This is a genomic window from Prevotella sp. P3-92, assembly GCF_002251205.1.
In the GTDB taxonomy this organism is placed as follows: domain Bacteria; phylum Bacteroidota; class Bacteroidia; order Bacteroidales; family Bacteroidaceae; genus Prevotella.
Genome location: NZ_NPJE01000041.1, coordinates 1 through 25,710, shown reverse-complemented (window position 1 = coordinate 25,710; position 25,710 = coordinate 1). Strand labels below are relative to the sequence as shown.

Genomic DNA, 25,710 nt, shown 5'->3' with positions numbered 1-25,710 from the left:
ATTGTTCAGGAGGTTTAAAAATGAGTACTAAACGTCGGATAGATCTTGTCGTCTGCCTACTGGTAGTAGGAACAGCTATTGCTATTGGTTGGCGGTATTACCGCGATTGGTTGAATAACCGCAATATGGGTATTGGGCCTAAATGGGAAATTATCATGGCCGGCAGACCATCTGATGACTCACTTCACCATAGGCTTGATCAGATTCGGAAAGAGAGAGAGGCTATGGACGATTATTTTGCTGTACATAATGTGACCGACGAGGGATTTGATTTGATAGCACAACACGACAACCAACTGCAACAAGAACAAATTCGACTGAAGAGTCTGCTGCAGACTGATTCCACACGTCGTATCATAGGCAGACGCTATATTCCTGAAACAAAGCGCCCCTTGATAGCGGTACGCATCAATGGTGGCTATTGGAAGGCAGGAAGATTCCATTTCGGTCTGCTCAACGGTCCTGCTGTCTGGCGGGATCCTCAGGGACGTATTGTTTGTGGTCTGTGGGATAACGATACCATCGTGGTAGCACGACGTTACGATGACGAAGGCTGTTATGATGGACAGATGGACACTTTGGGACTGGCTTCCGGACAAGGAAGTATCGTACGAAAAGATGGAAGCAGTTACACCGGCATGTGGGTGAATGACCGTCCCGAAGGATGGGGATTTGAATCCTCTTCGCATGGCATAAAAGCTGGCGAATGGCAAAAGGGAAGATTCCTTGGGGAAAAAATCAAATACACCTCAGAACGCATCTATGGCATCGACATCTCTCGCCACCAGCATGAGAAAGGACGTAAACGGTTTACAATCAACTGGCGTCAAGTTCGCATCACTTCACTCGGTTCGAAACACAATAAACATGTCATGGGGCGTCCTGATTTCCCCATTTCCTTTGTTTATATCAAAGCTACTGAAGGCATTTCCATCCGCAATCGCTATTATGCTGCTGACTGTCAACAGGCACGACGTCAGGGCATACGTGTAGGAGCATACCATTTCATGTCACTCAAAACCTCAGCAGAAAGACAAGCACGCCATTTTCTGCGATATGCACAATTTCGCCGAGGCGACTTTCCGCCTGTTCTCGATGTCGAACCCTCTCATGCTCAGATTGCCGCTATTGGTGGTGCAGAACCGTTATTCAAGCATATTCGTACCTGGTGCAATATTGTTGAGCGTTCCACAGGACACCGCCCCATACTCTACGTCAGCCAGATGTTCGTCAACCGCTATCTGTCCAAGGCTCCTGATATCAAGCAGCGTTATCAGGTATGGATTGCCCGTTATGGCGAGTACAAGCCTGACGTACATCTGGTATTCTGGCAACTCAGTCCTGAAGGCCGTGTTGCAGGCATCCACGGTCCTGTTGACATCAATGTTTTCAATGGCTATGGTCTGCAGTATCAGGAGTTTCTTCGCAATAATACCATGAAGTAACTCTGTGAGTCATTCGTCTGGCCAGGGTTCAAACTCCAGTTCCAGTTCTATATATTTAGCAGGCTCTGACGGGTTAACACGCTTATGGTTAGAGACACCCAAGCCCAACAGTCGGATGGGATGTGAATGAAACTCAACCTGACGGATCAACTGTTTGGCTAAAGGAAGGATATCGTCTTTGCAACGGAGAACACGGTCAACGGTAATGCTGCGGGTGATTTGCTGAAAGTCCTGAAACTTGACCTTCAGCGTTAGCGTACGCCCCTCAAAATTGTTTTTCTCTATCCGCCCAACCAAATTCAGTACCATGTGGTAGAGTTGAATGGTAACGGCGGAATTGTCACTGATGTTATTGTCAAAGGTTTGTTCACAACTCACACTCTTACGCTCCCATTCGCTGATCACGGGACGTGAGTCTATGCCTCGTGAGAATTCGTAAAACACCTGTCCCATCTTGCCAAATTCTTCCGTGAGTTGGTTAAGGGGCGTGTTGCGCAGATCTAATCCGGTGAAGATACCCATGTGGTGCATTTTTTCTGCAGTCTTTGGCCCCACGCCCCATATCCTATCCACTTTGAGTCGGGAAATAAAGTCTAATGCCCTGTCGGGATGAATGACCGTCAGACCGTCGGGCTTGCGCCAGTCAGAGGCTATCTTCGCTATAAACTTACAGTAGCTCACACCTGCAGATGCGGTAAGTCCCGTTGTCTGATAGATGCGCTGTTTGATTTCTTTTGCAATATCCACCGCCAGTTCAATGCCTTTCTTGTTTTCTGTTACATCGAGAAAGGCTTCGTCGAGGGATATGGGTTCTATGAGGTCGGTATATTCGTGGAATATCTCGTGCAAATGTGCCGATACTTCTTTGTATCGTTGGAAATGGGGCTCTACGATGATGAGTTCTGGACATAGCCGTTTGGCCAACTGAATAGACTGTGCCGAATGTACTCCAAAGCGTCTGGCTTCGTAGCTTGCTGTTGACACCACACCACGTTCGGCATCATGTCCTACTGCAATAGGTTTGCCTTTTAGTTTTGGATTGTCTTGCTGTTCTACAGCAGCAAAAAACTGATCCATATCCACATGAATAATCTTCATCAGGGCGATTGATGGATTACCATCCTATATTGTTAACGTGTCTCTTTCCGTATTCTTTTTCAAGCGGTTAAAGCAGTTGTTCCAACTGTTCTACCGCATCCAGGAGTTCTTCGGCAAAACGCCTATGGTCGCGCAAGAAGTCGGGTTTACCTTTTGCCAAGGTGGCATAAAGATCTTCATTCATCGATTCTACATAATCAGAAATAGCCATTTCAATATCGTCTTTCTGCCACGACAGGGTAGAAAATTGATAGATTCGTTGCTTTTGGTGAAAGAAGCTGTAGGCTGTTTCTATAGCATCATGAGGAATATTCATCGTCATAGTATTCGTTAGAGCGGTCAAAGGTCGGTATTGGTTTCAAAGCCTTTGGGCCGAAACTGATGTTGTTCCTCAGAATAGACGAATCCATGGGCGTAGAGATAGTCTTTCAACGCCTGTGGCTCTTGATTGTAACAATAGCAAAGGGCTTCCAAAGAGTCAAACTCTTCATCACGCAGAAACATGTTGATGCTTGATACTAGAATTGCGGGGTCTTTCGGTAGTTTGTCCATAATGAAATGATTGATGAATTGAATATTTGTATGATCTCTTTTGATTTTCTGATAGCGATTTCTATGGGAGGTTATGCTTCCAAATCAATCTCAATGGTGAGTATCCGTTGGGTAGTATCATCAACAGCCACACGATTGTCACAACGTTTTCCCATGAGCCAAACCACGACACCCGAAGCATCCACTACCACACGCTGGCGGCGCTTGTCCAAAAGTGTCATCTTGCAGTCGGTCATCAGATCACTCAACAACTTATGTCCCTTCATGCCAAAAGGAATCATCACATCTCCTTGTTGTACCAGTCTGACGACAAGAGGAAAGCGTATCTTGTCGGCATCTACGGTAATCTTGTGTGACGCTTTGGAAACCTTGAAGTCACGGGGTTTATCTGCCATCCCGACTCGGAGTTTTTCGTTATGCTGCATGACATAGACTCCTGGTTCTGGAATTGTGATCTGCCGAAAAGCAGGCTTTTGCTTTTCCATAACAATCCGATCTCGGTCGATGACCAAGTCATAGTCTTTCGACATGAAAGCACGACCGGTACCATCCGCCATCATGCTATTGAAAATTTGCGTACATTGTCGGGCATTAAAGCCTTTATCCCGCAAGAGTTCATACAACAGGTAGTCATTTCCCACATCCTCCAGAATTTCCTGTTTGGTATATTCCGTCCGGTTTCTCAAGGGCTTCAACAGTCTTTCCATCACCTGTTCTGCTCCTGCCATTCTTTCTGCCATGAGGAGAATGTTTTCGGCAGCCTTCGGATTGATTTGCTTCAACAGGGGTACGATATGATGTCTCACCTTATTGCGCGTAGCGTCATCCTCAAGATTGGTGGAATCGGTAACAAAGGGCTGCTGACGGTCTGCCAAAAACTGTTCAATCTCTGCCCTTGTCACTCCCAACAGGGGTCTTAACACATTCCCTTGTCGTGGACTGATACCTGTAAGGCCATGTATGCCCGTACCTCTTGCCAGATTCATGAGAATGGTTTCTACCGAATCGTCACGATGATGAGCCACGCACACCCCCTTCGCGCCGATATCCATTCTGAGCTGTTCAAAATAGCCGTATCGCAACTCACGCGCAGCCAGTTCGATACTCATGTGATGCAGTTCTGCGTAGGTCTGCGTATCAAAATGGATGCGATGAAAGGGAATGTCGAGCTTGTGGCAAAGGGATTCGCAGAACGCTTCGTCCCTATCCGATTCTTCCCCTCTCAGGTGGAAATTGCAATGGACGGCATGGACCTTGATCTTCATCTCGTGAAGAACGAGTAGCAATGCCACACTATCAGCCCCACCGCTTAACGCAACAAGATACATTTCCCTGTCGTCAAGCAGCTGATGCTGACTCATGAAGGCCTTGACTTTCTCCACCATTCGATGTCCTCCTGTTATTGCATGTTATTTTATTCCACGTAAAGGACGAGTCCTTTGAGGTACTCTCCTTCCGGATGATAAATATTGATAGGATGATCGGCAGGCTGATGGAGCTGATGGAGTATTCTCACATTTCTTTTTGCTAATGCAGCAGCAGTAAACACAGCATTTCTGAAATGGTCTTTCGTAACCACCTGTGAACAAGAGAAGGTAAAGAGGATACCTCCCCTTTCTATTTTTTCAAATGCTTTCTGATTCAGACGGGTGTAGCCCTTCAGCGCATTATGCAGCGCCCCTCTGTGCTTCGCAAAGGCTGGCGGGTCGAGGATAATCAGATTATAGTTGTCGCCTGCTTTCTCCAGGTATTTGAAGGCATCTTCACAAAAGGCCTCATGGCGCTGGTCGCCAGGGAAATTGAGCGATACGTTCTCTCTGGTCAGGTCGATGGCTTTTGCCGAACTGTCAACAGAGTGTACCAGTTGTGCACCTCCGCGCATCGCATAGAAAGAGAATCCGCCGGTGTAGCAGAACATATTGAGCACACGCTTCCCTGCTGCATATTTCTCCAGGAGTGATCTGTTTTCGCGTTGATCCACAAAGAATCCGGTTTTCTGTCCTTTCAGCCAGTCAACTCGGAATTTGAGTCCGTTTTCCAACGCCACGTTATTGTCGCTTCCTCCGTAAATGAATCCGTTCATGTCTGTTGCGTCCATAAACGGCAAGGTTGTTTCACTCTTGTAATACACATTGGAAATGCGCGATTCCATCACATCGACGAGTGCCTTGGCAATCTCCTTTCTGACCTTGTGCATGCCGATGGAATGGGCTTGCATCACGGCAGTATCGCCATACACATCTATAATAAGTCCGGGCAGATTGTCGCCCTCTCCGTGTACCAGTCGGTAGGTATTGTTGGATGGCGAGTCGGCAATGCCGATGGATTGACGCATTTTCAGCGCAGATGAGATTCGTGAATGCCAGAAATCGTCGTCAATTTCCCGATCCTCGAAGGTGAGCACACGAACGGCGATAGACCCCTCTTGGTAGTGGCCCACGGCAATGAAGTCGCCATTTCTATTTACGAGGCAAACGGTATCGCCCTCCTCTATTCCTTCTTCGATAGCCTGTATAGCTCCCGAAAACACCCAGGGGTGGAATCTTTTCAGACTCTCCTCCTTACCTTTCTTCAGTATGATCTGTGGATACATGTTCGTCGTCTGTTTTTATGAGTTCATAATCGCCGGTCTGCTCCAGTCTGATGAGTTCTTCATAGAGCAGGATGCACGACCAAGCATCTGTTGCTGCGTAGCGTTTTTGTTTTTCCGTCAGGATGTCAGCCTCCCAGTTGGTGAGTCTTTCTCGTTTGCTGATGCGCATGCCGAAGAAGTTGGCATAGATCTTCTGCAGACTCATGTCTTCCACGCCGACTTCTTTGACTCTATCCTGAAGGTCGATGAAATGTCCTGGTTCAAAATCGCCAATCTTATGGAGCATCTTCACGTCGTCGTGGAGCGACAACCCTATCTTGGGTACTGTAGTATCTTCCAGCAAACGCTTGATGGATGGAGAAAATTTGAGGTAGTTGAGACGCAAGAGAAAGCAGATATCGTGGCTTGCCACTTGAAGTAGCGATACCGTATAGGTATGTCCTTTCTTAAATGAGGGTCTTGTCTCTGTGTCCAGTCCGATAATGGGTTGGCTGAGCAGGTAATCGACCGCTTTTTCTGCCTCGGTTTCGCTGACTACAACCTCGATTTTTCCCTCGAAAAGTACACGTGGCAGGCTGGGTATCAACTTCTTGTCGTATTTACTATAAATGGTCTTTTTCATCTATCATTTGTTTTCGGTGTGCAAAAATACAAAAAAAACACGATAAAATGTTGATTTCTGACAATTTTCCATTACTTTTGCATATTAAATCATTAAAACATACCACCATCATATATTATGGCAAGAAAAAAGAAAGAACCCAAGACACCATCAGTAAGAGAGACTTTTGGCCTCGATAAAATACACTTTAGCGATCGCATTCTCCCCTTTTTAGGCTTGTTATTGATTGCCATTGCAGGATTTATGGCCTTCGCTTTCATTTCCTATTTCGGCACGGGAGCTGCCGACCAGAGCATATTGGAGAATCCACGTGCCGGTGAGATTCTCAATCTCAATGGTGAGTTTACCAACAGTTGCGGTTCGTTGGGCGCGAAGGTTTCTTGGTTCTTTATCAAGAAATGTTTTGGTCTCCCTGCCTTCCTCATTCCGTTTTTTCTCCTCCTTGCGGGCATCCGCATGTTGCTGACCTATAAAGTCAACTTGTTGAAATGGTTCATGTGTCTGACCCTCATCATGCTATGGTCATCACTCACGTTGGCTAAATTCCTATCGCCGCTGTTCGTCGATATGCACTACAATCCCGGAGGCGATTACGGACAGACTGCTTGCGATGTGGTAGAAGGACTGGTTGGCACACCGGGCTTAACGCTATTGCTCATCATCCTGGCTATTGCGTTTCTGACGTATCTGAGTGCCGAAACCATTATTATTATCCGCAAGATTTTCAATCCTTTACGCTATGCCAAGAAGATCCATATGGAGATTCAAGTGGGTAAAGGTGAGCCGGAGGCGGACACATCTACCTTGGAGACGGTGGAAGACCCTGAAGTGTTTGACGATCCCGATGCACAGATTGTGGAGTTCGACCAAGTGGACGACCCACAGACGGAACCTATTCCCACGTTACAACGGTCTGAAACACCAGGCAATAAAGGCTTGTCAACAGAACCTGTTGCTGACGATAGTGCCGTGGAAATGACCGTTGATACTGGCGAAAAAGAGGAAAAAGCCACAGGTAAGAATTTGGCAGGTGAGAATGGCAGTCTTTCTACGCCTTATGACCCCAAGCTCGATTTGGAAAACTACCACTACCCCACGCTCGACCTGTTGAAGAAATACGACGATGACGGCAAACCATATATTGACATGGTGGAACAGAATGCCAATAAAAAACGCATCGTCGATGTGCTCCGCAATTTCGGAGTGGAGATTAGCAGCATCAAAGCTACCGTTGGTCCTACCATCACCCTCTATGAAATTACGCCTGCGCCTGGTGTGCGCATCTCGCGCATCCGCAATCTGGAAGATGATATTGCATTGTCTTTGTCAGCACTCGGCATTCGTATCATCGCACCGATTCCTGGCAAGGGCACCATCGGTATTGAGGTTCCTAATGCCAAACCCAATATCGTGTCGATGGAGTCTATTCTCAATTCCAAGAAGTTCCAGGAAACAACCATGGAACTGCCTTGTGCGTTGGGTAAGACTATCACCAACGAGGTCTTTATGTTCGACCTGGCAAAGGCGCCTCACCTTCTGGTGGCTGGTGCAACAGGACAAGGTAAGTCTGTAGGTCTTAATGCCATCATCACCTCGTTGCTCTACAAGAAGCACCCGTCGGAATTAAAGATTGTACTTGTTGACCCGAAAAAGGTGGAATTTAGCGTCTATTCATCTATCGAGAAACACTTCCTTGCCAAGGTTCCCGATGATAATGCCGACCCCATCATTACCGATGTTACCAAGGTGGTACGTACGCTCAACTCGCTGTGTAAAGAGATGGATACCCGTTACGACCTGTTGAAAATAGCACAGGCACGTAATATCAAGGAATATAATAAGAAATTCATCAGTCGCCAGTTGAACCCAGAGAACGGCCATCGCTTTCTGCCCTATGTCGTGGTCGTTATCGACGAGTTTGGCGACCTCATCATGACAGCAGGCAAGGAGGTGGAACTCCCCATCGCACGTATCGCTCAGTTGGCACGTGCCGTGGGTATCCACATGATTATCGCCACCCAGCGTCCTACTACGAATATCATCACCGGTACCATCAAGGCCAACTTCCCAAGCCGCATAGCATTCCGTGTCGGTGCCATGATTGACTCACGCACCATTCTCGATCGTCCGGGAGCCCAACAGCTCATAGGACGAGGCGACCTCCTTTACCTCAACGGCGGAGAACCTGTGCGCGTACAATGTGCTTTTGTTGATACTCCGGAAGTGGAGCGCATCAACACTTTCATCTCGCAGCAACAGGGCTATACGTCGGCCTTCGAACTGCCTGAGCCTGATACTGCCGACGGTGACCTTGGTGAAGCAGCTGATGTCGATATGTCACACCTCGACCCGATGTTTGAGGACGCTGCACGACTCATTGTCATGAATCAAAGCGGAAGCACCAGTCTTATCCAGCGTAAATTTGCCATTGGCTACAACCGTGCAGGCAGACTGATGGATCAGCTCGAACGTGCAGGAGTGGTCGGTGCTGCCCAGGGCAGTAAGCCACGCGAGGTGCTCATTCAGGATGAGGTAAGTCTGGAAAACATTTTAAACCAGTTGCGCCATTGATATTCAAATCTCCAATCGCATATCACAACATAAACAGTATATCTAAAAACAGATCATCATGATGAAAATCAGATTATGGATTATAGGCCTTTTGGCAACCGTCTTTACTACTGCGGCAGCACAGAGCGCCAAGAGTGTTCTCGACAAGACTGCCCAGGTATTGTCTAACAAAGGAGGCGTAACAGCCGCTTTTACCATCCGTGGAGCGCAGAACACCGGTGCCAGCGGTACCATCTCGGTAAAAGGTCGTAAGTTTTATGCCAAGACATCGGCAGGAATCGTATGGTTTGACGGCAAGACCCAATGGACCTATGTTCCTCAAAACGACGAGGTAAACATCAACACCCCTACCGCCAGCGAACTGCAAGCCATCAACCCCTATGGCTTTATCTATCTCTATCGCCGGGGCTACACCCTCTCCCTGCAGACCAAGGGACAGCATTATATCGTTACCATGAAATCGCAACGTAATGCCATCCGAGAAATGATTGTCACCATCTCGCGCCAAAGCTACGTACCCTCACAGGTGCGCATGATGCAAAACAGAAAATGGACCACGGTAAATATCAGCGGTTTCAAGCGTGCCAACCTCTCCGATGGACTGTTTCGCTTCAACAAGAAAGTTTGTCCTAATGCCGAAATTATAGATTTACGATGATATCCTTTTTCAAACTCTATCTGCTGCTACGCAGAAACAATAAGTTAAGCGCGAAGCGTAGTGTCATGTTCGAAGCAAACCAATATGGCAAACTCTTCGGATATATCTTTTTGGGTTTCATGGCAATCTATATGATAGGAATGGGAACATTTCTCGGATGGGCTTCGGCAAAAAGTCATGAGCCGGCGATCATCCTGTTGCTCATGCCCCTTTTCTTAATACTGGATTTCGGTTCGCGCTTTCTGGCACAGCAGACACCACTCATGCTCGTCAAGCCCTACCTGCTCATGCCCTTCAGTCGCTACCGTGCCATCGACTGTTTTCTTATTGACCAGCTGTTTTCCAGCAGCACCCTTATCTATCTCACACTTTTCATCCCCTATTTCTTTATTAATATATGCGGAGGAACACCATTCATAGCCGCTGTCGGCATGACGCTGTTGCTGCTGATGATGGTGGTGGTCAACAGCCAATGGTATCTGCTGGTACGTACACTCGTCAATCAGAAGGTGTACTACTGGATATTACCCGCCCTGTTCTATGGCTGTTGCATACTCCCCTTCCTGCTGATGAGCGACAAAGAGATAGATAAATCTGTGGATCATATCATGGACTTCCTCTGCGACTACGGATTTTCCTGGATGTCGGTATTGTTGTGGGCAGGATTGCTTGTTTTGCTGTTCTCACTCAACAGATGGTTGCAGATGCACTTTATCTATGATGAGATATCCAAACAAGAGAAGACCAAACTCAAGCACGTGTCAGAATTCAACCTGCTCAACCGCTTTGGACAGATGGGAGAATATCTCAAACTGGAGATTAAGAGCACCATGCGCAATAAAGCCATTCGCGGACGTTTCATCCAGGGCATTTGCATCATCGTCATGCTGTCGCTGCTTATCGCCTATACCGATATATACGATTCACCTACTATGCTCAACATCTGGTGCCTGTATTGCTTTGTGTTCTTCGGAGCAGTAAACCTCATCAAGGTCATGGGACCGGAAGGAAACTATATCGACCTGCTCATGGTCTATCGGGAGAACATCCTCACACTTTTACGCGCGAAATACTATTTCTATAGCGCCATCGTTCTCATCCCGTTTCTGTTGCTGCTTCCTGCCATCATCTCAGGGAAATTCTCTTTGATGATGATATTGGCATACATCTTCATCACTATCGGTCCGGAATACTGCTTGCTGTTTCACATGGCAATATGGAACAGACAGACACTTCCGCTGAATGAGAAGATCACAGGACGCAATCAGATGGAAAACAAGCTCCAGATATTCATAGAACTCATCGTGTTCTTCGTGCCCATCATTCTGGTCAGCCTGTTGAGCGCATTATTCGGAGATGTCACAGCATACACCATTCTCACCCTCATCGGACTGGCTTTCACGCTCGCCATGCCAATATGGATGAAGGCCATCTATCGCAGAATGATGAACCATCGCTATGCGAATCTTGAAGGTTTCCATTCATCAAGATAATATACCCCCGAAAATCATAGAACCACATGAAGACTGTACTCCTGCAAGTAGGCAAAACCGTCAACAAGCATTTTGTTACCATTATAGACGATTATGTGGGACGCATCGGCCACTACATGCCCTTTGAGATAGTAACCATCCCCGAACTGAAAAACACGAAAGGGTTGAGTGAGGCGCAGCAGAAACAGGCCGAAGGCGAACTCATCCTCCGCCAGCTACAACCGTCAGACACCGTTGTCTTGCTTGATGAACACGGCAAGCAGATGCGAAGTATCGAATTTGCAGCATGGCTGGAACAAAAGCGTGCCACAGCGCGTCGCTTGGTCTTCATCATCGGAGGCCCTTATGGTTTCTCCCCCGCTGTCTATCAGCGAGCCAACCATCAGATCAGCCTGTCGATGATGACCTTCTCTCATCAGATGATACGCATGACCTTCACCGAACAGATTTATCGTGCATGTACCATCATCAAGGGAGAACCCTACCATCATGAGTGAATAAAGTCGCACCGAAATTATCCACGGAACACACAGAGCGTTTAGGTTATAGGTTACAGGTTATGGGTTATGGGTTATGGTTTAGAGATTCTAGTTAAAGATTATTATTTCTGGCCAAAGGCCATATTTCATTAAAGATTTCCTCCAAAGATTTACCTATGGTTTGTTTTGTCGTGACTCAGCATAGTGAAAGCGCGCTCTCACTCTGTCTTCGCTACTCCAAAACATCTTGCGAAGCAACCCCCAAAAAATCTTTCCGTGCAATCCGTGCGACATAAAAAAATATTAATATAGTAAAACGCAAAAAGATAAAAAACTATGATTTCATTCGAAAGTGATTACAACAATGGTATGTTGCCAGAGATACTGGACGCTTTAGGCACTACCAACAAAGAGAAAACCTCTGGATATGGTTTTGATCCATACTCAGCAGCAGCAAAAGAGAAGATACGTAAAGCCATTGACAATAAGAATGCCGATGTGTTCTTTCTTGTAGGCGGTACACAGACCAATACCACCGTCATCGATTCCGTCCTCATGGGATGCGAAGGAGTGATAGGGGTAGATACAGCCCATATTGAGGTACACGAGTCGGGGGCAGTAGAAGCCTTTGGCCATAAGGTCATTACGCTACCAGGAGAGAATAGTAAGATGTCTGCCAATACCCTGTCAGCCTATATGGATACATTTCTTGCAGACGAAACGCATCCTCACATGGTACAGCCTGGCATGGTTTATATCTCGATGCCAACAGAGTTTGGAATGGTATATACCAAGGAAGAACTGACTGCGATCTATGCAACCTGTCAGAAATACGACCTCCGTCTCTTCATCGATGGAGCACGACTGGGATATGGTCTGGTATCAGAAGCCTGCGACTACGACTTGCCATTCCTTGCCTGCCATTGTGATGTCTTCTATATCGGCGGAACAAAAGTGGGCGCCATGATGGGCGAAGCTGTCGTTTTCTCAGGAATGAAGGCACCGAAATACTTCTTCACTAATGTAAAGCGCCACGGCGCCTTACTTGCCAAAGGCAGAATGTTAGGCATCCAGTTTGACACGCTGTTTACCGACCAACTCTATTTCAAGGTATCGCGCCACGCCATGACCATGGCAACCCGCCTCCGCAGCATTTTCCAGAAGCATGGCATCGCCATAGCCTACGATTCCCCCACCAATCAGCAGTTTGTCATCCTCTCACCTACCCTCTACGATGCCCTTTCCAAGAAAGTAGCCTTCGAGATATGGGAAAGAAAGAGCGATACCGAAATCATCTGCCGTTTCGTAACGAGTTGGGCAACGAAAGAAGAAGAACTCGATGAGTTAGACCATATTCTGCAAACTCTAAAGTAAGTAAAGTTTAATGTCACACGGAAATTATCCACGGACACACGGCCAAATAAAATCTGTGTCATCCGTGTCCTCCGTGGATAAAGAATACAGCGCCCCTTGACAACAAGGAGCGCTGTGACGATGAAGGAATGATGGTTAAGAAGAAAACGGAAGACTAACCCTCCAGACCTCCGCCACCAGGCTGTTCTGTACCCTGGTCGCTTCCACCGGGCTTCTGCTCAGTACCCTGGTCACCGCTGCCAGGATTGGTAGTAGAACCGGTATCCTCGCCGTCCACCTGAGGTGCATCGATGGAGTCAGGCAACTTGATGTTAAACTCCTTGTCCATGTACTTAAACAACACCTGGTTGACGTTAGAGAAGGCGAAGGTACACTTCAGCTTCAGGGCATACTGGTAGATAGGAGTACCCTTGATGCCGTTCTTCTCGTTCGGGCGGTTAGCCTTAAGCCATGCGCTGCTGGCAGCCTGCTGCTTGGCGAACTTCTCGCGCTGCAGCTTCTGCTTCTCGGTAGCAGGACCCTTGTATGGGTTGGCGAGTTTGGCGAGATGGATTTTGTTACTGGACTTGTTAGTGGCGAAGTAGTCGTTAGACTTGTTACCATACTTACCACTGATACCCTTGATGATGTCGATTGCTTGAATTGTAGCCATAATAATTGTGTTTTTTTAAGGTTAATAACTGAACTTTCGCATGTGGGGAAGTTAAGGGAAGTTAGAGAGAAGTTAAGGGACTAATGTCCTACGTCTTACGGCAAAAGGCTATTGTCTCTTAACTTCCCGAACGACCGTAGGAAGTGATCACTTCTTTAACTTCAATCAATTCCCTCAGTTGCGCATGTGGTTGTCAGATGCCGACGCAACTCTGAACGCCGAGTGTGGCGAGGAGTGCTGTGATCACGCTTACGATAAACTGGAGTACAGTCTTGAGCGTTTCTTTGTTTTTTGTGTTACTCATGGTATTAGATCATTAAAGTTACTTACTTGGCTGTTGTCACCTGCTACATTCGGGGCGCCTCCGAGATGCATTCGGCTTCTGCCAGCCTTTTTGTTTCTGACAGCAAAGATACAACATCCCCAAAAATCAATCATACGTTTCTATACGTTTCCTGCGATTCGAGGATATTTTATCAAATTTCTTACAAAATTATCTTATTATACACGAAACACACATCTTCCGTTCGCCAAACAGAAACTGTTGCGCCTCGCCACTCAACCACGGATGTTCGAATCGGCAGGCGGAAACCAAAAAGCCACATCCGGGCGCACAGGTTTCTCCTTGTTGGCACCTTTCGACTTCATGCTTCTTTGCCATTCCACGAGCTTCTGTAACTCCACTTCATCATGCTTTCGCGCGAAACGCATCATCGCTTCAACATATCCCTGCAGTTGGCCTTTTCCGCCTGCAGAACCTGCCGAAAGTGCATCTATCATGCCACAAAGTTCCTTCCAAGATAGGTCTGGATACAAAAATTCAGTTGCACTGATATGTGCTGCAGCGGCATCAAAAAGTGTCGGAGCGATAGGTTCACGCATGTCTGGAGATACCTGCGAGAGCACTAATTTCACAAAATCCAAGCCTTTTCCAAGTTTTGGCATGGCTGGAGCAGTCTTTGTTGTAATGTCGTAAGTCATTATATTACAGCTTTTTAGATTGAAATTGGATGAGCCTAAAAATATCAATATCAGTTATATCAGTTATTTTTTAAGGGGTACCCATTTCGCTCCCTACCTATATATTATTATATATATTATTGATTATTAATTAGTTATAAGTATTATATAAGGGGGTTGAAATTTTATATACCCTCAAAAAAACAACTGTAACTGATATTAACTGATATTTTGGCTAGAATCCCCTCTCCCTCTCCGAGGCCTGTTGCACTATCTACCAGTTTGGCAACCTGTCTCAGTTCTTTGGCAGCTTCCATACAGAACTTAGCGAAAGTGAGTTTCTCGTTGTAGTCTGGGCGATTGAACGTAGGATAGATAGTTCCGTCTGGTTTTCTATTCACGTTGATATACCGTCCCACAAACACGTGTGGGTTACGCTTTACCGGCCATAACGCCTTTGCCACATGCTCCACGAAGAGGTAATGATCCTCTGCATCACGCGTGATCGTACCGCAGAGATACCTGCCCAAAGGCAATCTCCCTGGCTGTTGCGTCATCAGTTTGAGGTCAATCCCCAATTCCGTATGGGGATAGGCCGACGTATGCTCGCGGTAAGCGCAAGCAAATGGTGAATCACCTTGTAGCATGTCGTTGACTACGCTACCGATTGGTTGTGGAGCATTTGAGTTGTTCTGCTCCTTGTTGTTTTGTGGATTTGTAATCTTAACCATAATTCATTGTGGTTTTGAAATAATCCCCTCTGGTACGATGGCAGTCGGAGAGGAATCCATGCCATCCTGTTATAGTACCGTCATTCCCCGTCTTGTGATTTCGAACTCACGCTGGCGGGTAGTCTCTGGTTTGTTCAAGACGGTGCAAAATTCGCCATTTTATCCCCATTCTCCAAGAAACAAAGTAGATTCCGAAAAGTGGGAAAAGTCTGCCAACAAGCCCCTTGTTGCCGTGTGTTTAAGGCAAAAAGTAGATTGAAAACACGGAAAGTAGATTGAAAAGCAGAAAAAAGTAGATTGCCCTCCCCTTTTCAATCTACTTTTTACCGATAATCAATCTACTTTCGTCAAAAACGATATTGCCCTGAGGCATTATCCATCAAAAAAAGTGTATCAATCTCAAACGACCGATACACTTCTCGCATATTTCATACCCCAAAAACGACCAACAAATCTACTTTTTCAGCTTACATCCCCCATCAAATCCTCGTCGTTGCTATCCTGAAAGAGCCTGTTGATGTTGATGAAGAAGTTTTTCGCCTTCTCAGAATTCTTATCATACTGCGAACTGCGCTTATTGGCAGCAGCATATTTCACCACCTTATGCCTGCCATGATAATGCTGGATGAAATACTCAACAGCCTGCTTGATATTAGAAGGCAAAGCCCATTGGCAGAACATATACTCGTAAAGTCCCATGTCCTTATGGTTGAAATCAGCAGGCAGGAGATCATCAAAATGGCTGACCACATACCTCACCCTCTTGATCTTCTTATCATAGCCCCATAAAGCCTTTTCGGTCGTGGTCAAATCGTTAGACGCCATATAACCTTCAATAATAAAGAAGTGCTCCATGTCCGCATGGTTGTGCTTATGATACTCGCCCTGCGCAAAAGTAGCCTCCGACTCATAGTTCTGATAATTCTTATATGCGGGGGTCAAACTCTTAAATTGATTGATAAGATCTTCTGAAAATGCTATCATCACGTTCTTAAACCGCTGGTAGGACTTTTGCCTGTATATATCCAACAGATACTTACACCGTTCAGGATCTTGGCGAATCTCCCTCTCCTCCTCTATAATATCTATGCATATCTGCATGCACGTTTTTTCCGCATCGAAAAACTTTCTCAGTTCCGTGTACAATCCCTTCACGGCAGGTGGATACGAACTGATATCAAAAATAGGATTCGCATAGTCACCTTTCGCCAACACAGACCCTTCAAATACCGACTTCTGCTGGATGCCGTATCTGACACATTGGGGGACTGTAGGATGTCTTCTGGGACAGAATTTCCTTAACACATTCTTCAGAGGCGACATGTGGCTACGAATGTGCCTAAGTATTCCTTCAACCGAGTTGTAATAGTCATTATGGTCGGTAGCAAAATCTTCATTAAAATGCTCTTCGAAATCGCGCAACCGATCAAGTTCCTTTTCCATCTTGATGCGAGCGTTGGAAATATAAGAGGCAAATCGTTCCACCTCTTCCTCGTTGATATGTTTCATATTGAGCGCATACTGCAATCTGTTAGCCCCTTCTTTTTCGAAGCTTGTCACGATGTCTTTCACCTCGATGAGCCTGTCAAGCGTAGGTTCAACGTCCGTATAGTAATAAGACCTCAATATTTCTTCTTTCTGGTTTTCAGTCATACTTGTTATTTTAATATATATGGTTAAAAAACACACTTGCCGTGTAATCGATTGACAAAATTACAACTTTTTTTCTAATTCCCATACAAAACCGTCAAAAATAAATAGAAAATACGTTGGTGCTCCCCCAAAAACCACAGATCACACGGAGCGTTTAGGTTATGGGTTATAGGTTATAGGTTATAGGTTATAGGTTATAGGTTATGTTTCGTGTTGCTTGCGCAAGAAATCTTGGAGGAAATCTTCATGTAAAATCTGAGGACCTAAACGGCCCAGAAATCTATTTAAGATAGCTATCTCCCTAAAATATTTCTTGCGAAGCAACATCTTAAACAAGATTTCCTCCAAAGATTTCTTGCCGTAGGCAACCCCCAAAACATCCGTATAAATTCCGTTTAAATTCCGATGATCCGATGAATCCGATGATTATACAAAAAGAAGAGGCGGTATTCACATACAACCTCTTCAGCCTAAAAAAATCCTTATTTAATTTACTTTTGCAGTTGCAAATATACGAATAAAACCGATACCATCCAAATTTTTCCGTATATTTTTCTCTTTTCCTTCGTTAAAATCAAACTTTTTATTTAATTTTGCCTCCGAAATGAGTGCCAAGAGGGGATGGTCAACATACTGGCTGCTTCTTTTCACGTTTGTCACTCCGTGCAAGGTGGTATGTCATGCTTGCTTTTTTTATATATCTTATAGGACAGGAACCTGACCCCTGTTTTCCCAATCCCAATAAGGGTAATTGATTGCATTGCTATCAAGTCCTTCCACCAAATCACGCTTCTCATTATCTTTCAAACTATTATATTTTGATCTAACGCACTCAAAGCCCTCTGCCGGAACCTTTGTCTCAGCTTTCTTACAAAGGGAATTGAGCGGTGGTATAGCAAGATTTGTCTTGCGATTTAATTCGTCAATCACCTCTTGCACACCACCTAAAGCATGACCAATACCAGAGAATCTTTGCTTGCCTATGGCATGAATCAAATCGTCATAGGTATGCTCTTTCTGACCAGTCTTAGCCCAGTGTATCATAATAGGCAGCATTAAACGAACATTGCGTCTTGTTGCCTCTGTACTAATAACGTTATCTATTATATCCATACTAATTAAACTAATGAAAAAAAGGGTTCATATTTCTGTTTCGCTCATACCAAAGACACCTTCATATCGAGCTTTAGTAGTTTTTTTATAGTCCGAAGTATATTGTATTTGTAGATTGTTTCACTCGGCACGGTTATCCAGAAATCGCCATAATGGAACTGTGTGTCGTATAGCTTCATTCTCGTAACCAGCTCATGTCCACCAGTCCGCAAGCCAAGCTTGTATACATCATTAATGCCGATAAGTTCAAAAATGAGTACAAATAACAGCCTGTTGCGTTCTCCTTTGTTAAAAAGCAGCTCTAAGTCCTTGTACTTCACATAAAGCGTACCAGAGATTTCCTTTTTCCTTTCATGTTCTTTCTCATGGCCTATTTCATGCAAATCATTACTCCACTCTTCTCTTTCAATAACACTAATTTTGTTCTCGTTTAAGAGAATTTCCTCATTCTTTGTCTTTTTTCTTTCATATTCTTTCCCATGGCCTATTTCATGCAAATCATTACTCCCACTATCTTGGCTCTCGTTTAAGAGAGACACCTCCATATCTATCTTTAGAAGGGCTTTTATAGTCTGAAGTATCTTGTATTTGTACTTTATTCCATTCGGCACGGTTACCCAGAAATCACCACAAGGGAGCTGTGTGTCGTATAGCTTCATTCGAGTAACTAGCTCATATCTACCAGCCTGCAAGCCAAGCTTGCATACATCATTAATGCCGATAAGCTCAATAAGGTGTGCAAATAGCTGTCTGTTGTGGTTACTTTTGTCAAAAATCATCTTAAAGCCCTTAAACTTCACATTAAGCTTATCAAATATTTTTTTGGGCTTTTTTCTTTTATGCTCTATATCACGGTCTGTATCATTGTCTGTATCACGGTCTATATCATGCAAGTCTTCACTCCATTGTTCTTTGTCACTATCACTCATTTGGCTCTCGTTTAAGAGACATGTTGTCATACGGAGGTTCAGCACGTCATTCATCGTGCATAGTTGTCTATACTTGTCGTCAAGGGTACTCATGAGGTTAACGTACCAACCACGACCAATAGGCACCATGTACTCAGAGTATTGCTCATATTTAAATAGCTCTTTTGTTACAAGTGGAAGGCCACAAACTTTAAGATAAACCTTACTTATCCTCTCGCCTCCTATCCACTTCAATACGTCGAGGTATGTGGACTCGTTTGAAGTATTAGGTAACCATCCCATTTCAGGAATCCACACAACCAAGTATTGACGTCTCTTCTTTTTTCGTTGATTCAGCATAATTCGGTCGTATTGTTTTATTGTATCTGCAAAATTAGCCAAATTTATGAGACTGCGTTTCTAAAGTTATTACATTAACCAAACTTTAACAGATGCAAAAGGGCTGATTTCTGTTAGGTCCATTTTGTCTTCATACTGGCAGAGACACGATGTACTCCTTCTTCTTATCATACATTCTGCTTTTGACAACGAAACCGCAGAAATCCCTTAGCCACCCAGCAGCGTTTCCAATGAACGGTTCGTTGACTATCAGCATAGGTCGTATTCTTCTTTCCCTCAACATCAGGGAATAGTTAATGTAACTGAACTCATCATTAGGATCTTCTGCCTTTCTTTCCCAAATTGAAACATCGAGAAAATCGAGAAAATCTCCCTCTGGCGGGTTTTTCATCTCTATAAAACGCTTTGGAACGAGAAGGATGGTGTCTTTCGCGTCGTGAGTAAGGAAGAAATTCTCCACAACCTCATTGAAGGCGTCCATATCCATTTTCTTCTGTTCGATTCCTTTCTTTTTCAAGATTTCAGCAGCCGAAATCATTTTTGTTATTTTTTTTGCCATAATTATAATTATGTTTTACTTAAATTCCACAACATTATAATATTATATTTTTTTATATTTTCTGCGTAAAATAGTTCTTGCTTTAGAGAGCGGAATTCCTATTTACTCAGGATTGTGCCATGTCAGAAATTTCAAATATTTCAGTATTAAACAAAACATAATAAACATTCTGAACGACATGGCAAAAGTACAAATAAATTCTGATAGCACACTCCTTTTGGTAGATTTTTTTTGATTATGGGGCAATTTGATGCTCTTTTAGCTCAAACTAAGATTCATGGGGATAGATATTTTTGGGACAGGTGCCTGTTTCATTAGTTCGAGTCAGTCATGCCTTTTCTGATGTCACATGTGACTGACAAATGGCATCCCACAAGGACAAAGCAAAAAAAATAAAGTCGAATGACAACTTTTCATCCCACATTTTCTCCTCTTTCATTATTTATTTATATATTTGCAACTAAATTCGTAAAACAGGGGAATTACTCCCCCATTCTTATAAGCAAAAACTGAACATCGTCATGATGTCGTTGACCAGTCCCTGTGACATCGTAGAAGAACAAGCTCCCATCATTGTAGATGGTGAAAACTAAGTATTGCATAATATGGCTGTATCAGACGATAGAAAATATACAAAAGCATTTGTCTATAACCTTCTAGAAGGTGTTAAGGGCAAGACTTTGGGTGAGGTGGATAAGTCTCACCAGTTTGCTCGTACCCAAAACAGTGAGAAAATAACTGGAATAGCAGGTGATGTAATCGAACAATCTGTCTTTGGTTACGAACGGGATAGTAAACAAGAGTGCGACATCGAGATTGATGGAGTGTTAACTGAATTAAAGACCACAGGTGTACGTGTACCGAAATCAGACTTAAAGAATGTCAAGGGTAAGTCTGGTGCCGCATACAACGTATATCTCGGAGCAAAAGAAGGCATAAGCATTACTGGTGTAACTTTCGAACCTGACATTCAGCGAGATTTTATGACATCTCACTTTTGGGAGAAATCAGAACATCTATTAATCGTGTTTTATGAATACAAATCATACGATGTTGTTCCAGCTTCAGAGTATGCCAAATTTCCCATCGTTGACTATTGCTACAATAGTTTTTCCGATGACGAACGTGGCAAGTTGCAGAATGACTGGGAGATAGTGCGCGACTATCTTCAAGTTATCTATGCTAAATATACCACCCAAGAAGAACGTAATGAGAACCTGCAAGGATTTACGCATGTTCTCCGTCCTGACCTCTTGCTGATAGAGTTAGTACCAGGCTTCAAAAAGAAGTCAACAGGAACATACCAAAAGCCACGCTACCGATTGAAGCAAACCTTTGTTGACTATATAGTTCGAGGACATTTTGATAAGAGCAGAGCGGCTACAGAAGTGAAATTGCGCGAATCATTCTCTAGTTTCTCGCAGTTGGATGCTCGATGTCACTCTCTTACAGCGAAGTATAAGGGTATGACATTCCTTCAAATGAAGAAGTTGTTTAGCATTGACACCGAAATGTCAACTAAGGATTTCGGAGCAAAATGCGTTTTGAAAATGTTTGATGCTGACTGTAATCGTCTCAATCAGATTACTGATTTTACAAAGGTTGGTATTATCGCTAAAACGATAACAATCACTCCAACTGGCGGTAGAACCGAAGACATGAAGCTTAAGCATATTGACTTCGATGAGTGGGCAGATAGAAATCTTGACTTCGAAGAATCTGAACTGTACGCTTATTTCTGTGAACACAGTTTCTTGTGTCCTGTCTTTTGTGAAAGAGGTGACATGGGAGCTCGCAAATCTCATGAGAGTAAAGTGGCTTATGAAAATAGACTCACACGTGAAATACAAAAGACTACATTTGAAGGGTTCAAACGATTTGCCTTCGATGAAACTTTTATTGAAAACGAGGTTAAACGAACATGGGAGGATTCCCGCAAACTGATTCACCGCAACGAATTGGAATGGGAATACCTCTACGATGATCAAGGCAATAAACGAAAAAATAAAAGTGGATCATATATGGGAGCACCTAACTTCCCAAAGAGTTCAGAGTATGATGTATTCTTCCGAGGCGGTGCAAACGTTTCTACGGATGCGACCAGAACTGAGGTTGTGAATGGCATTAAGATGCTTCCTCAATTCTTTTGGCTAAAGGGTTCATACATAGCAGACAAACTTCAAACTTTATCTTATCTTTAATTATGGCAAAGAGCAAACATAATATACGTGTAGTTGAGTTATTCGCTGGTGTGGGTGGGTTTCGCATTGGCTTGGAAGGTGCATCAAATGCATACGAAACAGTATGGAACAATCAGTGGGAGCCTTCCACAAAACACCAAGATGCCTCTTTGGTATATCGAGCACGCTTCGGTAGCAAAGGACATTGTAATGAAGATATAAACACTATCGCAACTGAAGATATTCCAAATCATGATCTTTTAGTTGGTGGTTTCCCTTGTCAAGATTACTCCGTTGCTTCAACTCTTAGCCGATCAGGAGGAATTGAGGGAAAGAAAGGTGTGCTTTGGTGGCAGATTTATCGCATATTGAATGAGAAGGGCGAGAATCGTCCTGACTATGTATTCTTTGAGAATGTTGACCGACTGCTTGGCTCTCCTGCTAAGCAACGAGGTCGTGATTTCGCTATCATTCTTGCATCATTGGCAGACCTTGGCTATACAGTTGAATGGCGAGTTATCAACGCAGCCGATTATGGTATGCCACAGCGTAGAAGACGAACATACATTGTTGGTTATCGTAAGAACTCAACAATTTATCGCAAGGTAGATGAATTACAGAACTGGGTTCAGTTTGATGGTGTAATGGCAAAAGCTTTCCCATTTGAAGCAAAGAAAGGAACAGTTTCTGAATTTGATATTGAAGGAACTATCAAGGACGTTTCAGACAACTTCAATAAAAGCAAGACTGGTGCTGCTGCAAGTCCCTTCGGTGATGCTGGTATCATGAGAGACAGACATGTGTATACTGTTGATACTGATGCTATTTATGATGGTACCTGCATGACACTTGGGGGTAATCTAGTTGATGAAAACCTCGTTCCAGAGGAGTTCTTTATCACCGATGAAGAATTGAAGAGATGGGAATACGAAAAGGGTGCCAAGAAGATTGAACGTACCTCAAAAGAAGGTTTCAAATACACATTCTCAGAGGGTGGTATGGCATTCCCTGATTACCTTGACCGTCCTTCACGAACGATAATTACAGGTGAAGGTGGTCCTTCTGCATCTCGATTCAAGCACGTTGTACTTACTCCATCAGGAAGGTATCGTAGATTGATTCCAATTGAACTAGAACGTTTAAATATGTTCCCCGACAACCATACGTTCCATCCTGAAGTTTCCGATGGACGTAGAGCATTCCTTATGGGTAATGCACTGGTTTGCGGTGTAGTACAGGCTGTTGGCAAATCTCTTTACCGATTCATGTATGATGAGGAACCAGTATCGACTCGTCCAATAGATATGAAGCGTGAGGCAGAACCAAAACTGCAATTAGATCTTTTCGGCGAAGATACAGCAACTCTTGTTGTTAATAAGCCTAAGAAGAGTTATTCGCTTGATTATACCAAGCACCTTCTAGTTGGTTTCGTAAAGGAGGACAACCAAGAGTATTTCCTTGATGGAGGACAGACAAAACTCTATTACACAGGTAAAACCAAGTCATTCCCTTCAACTGTGGCATTGAACAAGTTATACTATTTCATGCCGTATATAAAAGGGAAAGGAGTCCGAGACCTTTATCTTATCAAGATAGCTCGCATCGGGAATAAAGCTGAGATTCATCCTGAAGGTGGCGACAAGTATCCTCGTCTTGTCTTTGAATTGGAATATCTTGAAAGTCTTCCTCAGTATGTTCATATTGACCTCAATATATTTCGAACTTACAGAGATACATTGTTAGGTCGTGTAATGGGAGATTTTGTTTAATCTATAATGACCATAACTTGTAATGAGCAATAAATCAAAAAGATTGCGTCTTGTTGATGAATACAAAAAGATAATTTCTGAACTTCCGTTTCAAACGGAAGATGGAGATTCTTTCCCTGTTACAGAACATTATATATGTCCAAAATGACACGGGGACAGATTCTTTCTCACGCCACGAGAATCTTTAACGTAAATCCCATACCAAAATGCGCTCGAGTTCCTCGCTTTTGGGAAGGGTTTTATTATGGATCGCCTACGGCTCGAATTTTTGGAGTAGCGAAGACAGAGTGAAAGCTCGCTTTCACTATGCTGAGTCACGACAAAAATAACCTATGGTAAATCTTAACTAGAATCTTTACAAGAATCTTTAACTAGAATCCGTGTAGTCCGTGTGTTCCGTGGATAAAAAAATCTGTGATTTCCGTGATTCCTGTGCGACATTTCACCAAATACTGAAGGAATATAGAAAGTAATTTTGCATCGTAAGAGACTCATATCCTATGTCTGACCATTTGACTAAAGAACAACGGCACAAAAACATGGCGGCTATTCGTTCGAAGGACACGAAGCCGGAAATGATCGTGCGACATGGGCTGTGGAAACGGGGATTCAGATATAGGCTGAACTACAAAAGGCTGCCTGGGCATCCTGACTTGGTATTGAGGAAATACCGCACCTGCATCTTCGTGAATGGCTGCTTCTGGCATGGGCATGACGTGGATATGATACAACTGGAGAATTCTAAGTGCTGTAAGATTCCTAAGACAAACCGCGACTTCTGGGTGGAGAAGATTCGCAGGAACAAGGTGCGCGACAAGGAGGAGCAGCAGACGTTGGCTAAAATGGGATGGCATTGCATAACGGTATGGGAATGTGAACTGAAGCCGCAAAAGCGTGAAGTGACTCTTGACTCCATCGCTTTTACGCTCAACCATATCTGGTTGCAGGACCATGGTGCCAAAACTCACTATTATCCTATACTGGAAGAAGAGGATACGGTATGTCCTATGGCGGCAGAAGAATCTCCCAAATGAATCAAATAATGTCAAACGGGGGTGAGGTCTGAAGTCTGAGGGCTGAAGGCTGAAGTTTGAGGTTTGTCATCCTACGATAATCTTTCTCCGTGTCCTCCGTGTGTTCCGTGGATTTTTTAGTTGCCTACGGCAAGAAATCTTTGGAGGAAATCTTTAACGAAATATGGCCTATGGCCAGAAATAATAATCTTTAAGAAAATCTCAACTGAAAATGCGCAACAGTACGTTGCTTCTGGGGAGGATTTAATTGGGGATCGCCTACGGCTCGAATTTTTGGAGTAGCGAAGACAGAGTGAGAGCGCGCTTTCACTATGCTGAGTCACGACAAAAATAACCTATGGTAAATCTTAACTAGAATCTTTACAAGAATCTTTAACTAGAATCCGTGTTCTCCGTGTGTTCCGTGGATTTTTTGGGGGTTGCTTCGCAAGAAATCTTTAGGGGAAATCTTGTTTAAGATGTTGCTTCGCAAGAAATAATCTGAAATTCAGGGAGGCAGCAAATAAAATCTTTAACAAAAAATCTCAACTGAAAATGCGCAACAGTACGTTGCTTCTGGGGAGGATTTAATTGGGGATCGCCTACGGCTCGACATCTTAACGAAAATCTTAAAAAAAATCTATAACCTTTAACCTTTAACCTCTAACCCATAACCTATAACCTCCGTGTTCTCCGTGTGTTCCGTGGATAAAAAAATCCGCTTTCTATGTTAAAATCCAAATATTTTGACCATTATTTTTAATTTATGCTGATATTTTATATTCTGGTGAGAAAATTTGGCGATTTCGGACCATAGCAGTGACCAAACGTATGAGTTTGTTCTTTACATTATTCAGTGCAACCTGCTTCTTCTTTCCACGTTCTACGAGTCGCATATAGTATCTTGCGATAACGGGATTGAAGTTG

24 protein-coding genes are annotated in these 25,710 nt (G+C 44.0%); 9 read left to right on the top strand and 15 right to left on the bottom strand.

Annotated elements, in window-relative coordinates:
* Positions 1-20: 20 nt before the first annotated feature.
* Positions 21-1,445, top strand: a complete 1,425-nt coding sequence (locus CIK93_RS13895; protein WP_254046756.1) for a GH25 family lysozyme — start codon at positions 21-23, stop codon at positions 1,443-1,445.
* 9 nt (positions 1,446-1,454) lie between these two features.
* On the opposite strand, the gene dinB is transcribed toward CIK93_RS13895, so the two are convergent.
* The 6 genes from dinB to CIK93_RS06645 all read right to left on the bottom strand — a co-directional run bounded on the left by dinB (position 1,455) and on the right by CIK93_RS06645 (position 6,310).
* The gene (gene dinB, locus CIK93_RS06670; RefSeq protein WP_094389947.1) at positions 1,455-2,546 is read right to left on the bottom strand and encodes a DNA polymerase IV; all 1,092 of its coding nucleotides are present in this window, start codon (positions 2,544-2,546) and stop codon (positions 1,455-1,457) included.
* A 64-nt stretch (positions 2,547-2,610) separates the two neighbouring features.
* The gene (locus CIK93_RS06665; RefSeq protein WP_254046755.1) at positions 2,611-2,865 is read right to left on the bottom strand and encodes a hypothetical protein; all 255 of its coding nucleotides are present in this window, start codon (positions 2,863-2,865) and stop codon (positions 2,611-2,613) included.
* Positions 2,866-2,882: 17 nt separating this feature from the next.
* Positions 2,883-3,095 (bottom strand): DUF4250 domain-containing protein, encoded by a 213-nt coding sequence (locus CIK93_RS06660; RefSeq protein ID WP_094439001.1) that lies wholly within the window; start codon positions 3,093-3,095, stop codon positions 2,883-2,885.
* A 71-nt stretch (positions 3,096-3,166) separates the two neighbouring features.
* The gene (gene tilS / locus CIK93_RS06655) at positions 3,167-4,480 is read right to left on the bottom strand and encodes a tRNA lysidine(34) synthetase TilS (RefSeq protein WP_094446956.1); all 1,314 of its coding nucleotides are present in this window, start codon (positions 4,478-4,480) and stop codon (positions 3,167-3,169) included.
* 29 nt (positions 4,481-4,509) lie between these two features.
* Positions 4,510-5,688, bottom strand: coding sequence for a class I SAM-dependent rRNA methyltransferase (locus CIK93_RS06650; RefSeq protein WP_094389943.1), 1,179 nt, complete (start codon positions 5,686-5,688; stop codon positions 4,510-4,512).
* Positions 5,657-6,310: a 3'-5' exonuclease gene (locus CIK93_RS06645; RefSeq protein ID WP_094389942.1), complete on the bottom strand. Its 654-nt coding sequence runs from the start codon at positions 6,308-6,310 to the stop codon at positions 5,657-5,659. The genes CIK93_RS06650 and CIK93_RS06645 overlap by 32 nt, the downstream gene beginning before the upstream one ends.
* A gap of 117 nt (positions 6,311-6,427) precedes the next feature.
* Here CIK93_RS06645 and CIK93_RS06640 point away from each other — a divergent pair, with 117 nt between their 5' ends.
* From CIK93_RS06640 to CIK93_RS06620, 5 genes are all read left to right on the top strand, one after another.
* Positions 6,428-8,881, top strand: a complete 2,454-nt coding sequence (locus CIK93_RS06640) for a DNA translocase FtsK (protein ID WP_094446955.1) — start codon at positions 6,428-6,430, stop codon at positions 8,879-8,881.
* Positions 8,882-8,939: 58 nt separating this feature from the next.
* A complete protein-coding gene (locus CIK93_RS06635; RefSeq protein ID WP_254046754.1) occupies positions 8,940-9,539 on the top strand; it encodes a LolA-like putative outer membrane lipoprotein chaperone in 600 nt (199 codons plus the stop codon).
* Positions 9,536-11,032 carry a DUF5687 family protein gene (locus CIK93_RS06630; RefSeq protein ID WP_094446954.1) on the top strand — a complete coding sequence of 499 codons (1,497 nt, stop codon included), beginning with the start codon at positions 9,536-9,538 and terminating at the stop codon, positions 11,030-11,032. The genes CIK93_RS06635 and CIK93_RS06630 overlap by 4 nt, the downstream gene beginning before the upstream one ends.
* A 26-nt stretch (positions 11,033-11,058) precedes the next feature.
* Entirely contained in the window at positions 11,059-11,529 is a 471-nt protein-coding gene (gene rlmH, locus CIK93_RS06625) for a 23S rRNA (pseudouridine(1915)-N(3))-methyltransferase RlmH (protein ID WP_094389939.1), read from the top strand.
* A 318-nt stretch (positions 11,530-11,847) separates the two neighbouring features.
* Positions 11,848-12,885 (top strand): low specificity L-threonine aldolase, encoded by a 1,038-nt coding sequence (locus tag CIK93_RS06620; protein WP_094446953.1) that lies wholly within the window; start codon positions 11,848-11,850, stop codon positions 12,883-12,885.
* Positions 12,886-13,039: 154 nt separating this feature from the next.
* Here the strand turns inward: CIK93_RS06620 and CIK93_RS06615 are convergent, their stop codons facing one another.
* The 9 genes from CIK93_RS06615 to CIK93_RS06585 all read right to left on the bottom strand — a co-directional run bounded on the left by CIK93_RS06615 (position 13,040) and on the right by CIK93_RS06585 (position 19,821).
* Positions 13,040-13,537: a hypothetical protein gene (locus CIK93_RS06615; RefSeq protein ID WP_094446952.1), complete on the bottom strand. Its 498-nt coding sequence runs from the start codon at positions 13,535-13,537 to the stop codon at positions 13,040-13,042.
* Positions 13,538-13,730: 193 nt separating this feature from the next.
* A complete protein-coding gene (locus tag CIK93_RS13645) occupies positions 13,731-13,841 on the bottom strand; it encodes a smalltalk protein (RefSeq protein WP_158214686.1) in 111 nt (36 codons plus the stop codon).
* A gap of 254 nt (positions 13,842-14,095) precedes the next feature.
* On the bottom strand, positions 14,096-14,518 hold the full coding sequence (locus tag CIK93_RS06610; RefSeq protein WP_094446951.1) for a hypothetical protein: 423 nt from the start codon (positions 14,516-14,518) through the stop codon (positions 14,096-14,098).
* Between the two features lie 164 nt (positions 14,519-14,682).
* Positions 14,683-15,228, bottom strand: a complete 546-nt coding sequence (locus tag CIK93_RS06605) for a hypothetical protein (protein WP_216820890.1) — start codon at positions 15,226-15,228, stop codon at positions 14,683-14,685.
* Positions 15,229-15,690: 462 nt separating this feature from the next.
* On the bottom strand, positions 15,691-16,881 hold the full coding sequence (locus CIK93_RS06600) for a hypothetical protein (protein WP_094446950.1): 1,191 nt from the start codon (positions 16,879-16,881) through the stop codon (positions 15,691-15,693).
* A gap of 486 nt (positions 16,882-17,367) precedes the next feature.
* Positions 17,368-17,532, bottom strand: coding sequence for a hypothetical protein (locus CIK93_RS13640; protein ID WP_158215485.1), 165 nt, complete (start codon positions 17,530-17,532; stop codon positions 17,368-17,370).
* A 51-nt stretch (positions 17,533-17,583) separates the two neighbouring features.
* Positions 17,584-17,994, bottom strand: coding sequence for a hypothetical protein (locus tag CIK93_RS06595; protein ID WP_094446949.1), 411 nt, complete (start codon positions 17,992-17,994; stop codon positions 17,584-17,586).
* Positions 17,995-18,038: 44 nt separating this feature from the next.
* A complete protein-coding gene (locus CIK93_RS06590; RefSeq protein ID WP_094446948.1) occupies positions 18,039-19,262 on the bottom strand; it encodes a hypothetical protein in 1,224 nt (407 codons plus the stop codon).
* Between the two features lie 130 nt (positions 19,263-19,392).
* A complete protein-coding gene (locus CIK93_RS06585) occupies positions 19,393-19,821 on the bottom strand; it encodes a hypothetical protein (RefSeq protein WP_094446947.1) in 429 nt (142 codons plus the stop codon).
* 605 nt (positions 19,822-20,426) lie between these two features.
* Here CIK93_RS06585 and CIK93_RS06580 point away from each other — a divergent pair.
* The 3 genes from CIK93_RS06580 (at position 20,427) to CIK93_RS06570 (ending at position 24,804) form a co-directional block, all read left to right on the top strand.
* Positions 20,427-22,022 carry a MutH/Sau3AI family endonuclease gene (locus CIK93_RS06580; protein WP_094446946.1) on the top strand — a complete coding sequence of 532 codons (1,596 nt, stop codon included), beginning with the start codon at positions 20,427-20,429 and terminating at the stop codon, positions 22,020-22,022.
* A 2-nt stretch (positions 22,023-22,024) separates the two neighbouring features.
* Entirely contained in the window at positions 22,025-23,770 is a 1,746-nt protein-coding gene (gene dcm / locus CIK93_RS06575) for a DNA (cytosine-5-)-methyltransferase (RefSeq protein ID WP_094446945.1), read from the top strand.
* A 500-nt stretch (positions 23,771-24,270) separates the two neighbouring features.
* Entirely contained in the window at positions 24,271-24,804 is a 534-nt protein-coding gene (locus CIK93_RS06570) for a very short patch repair endonuclease (RefSeq protein ID WP_094446944.1), read from the top strand.
* The last annotated feature ends 906 nt before the right edge of the window (positions 24,805-25,710 follow it).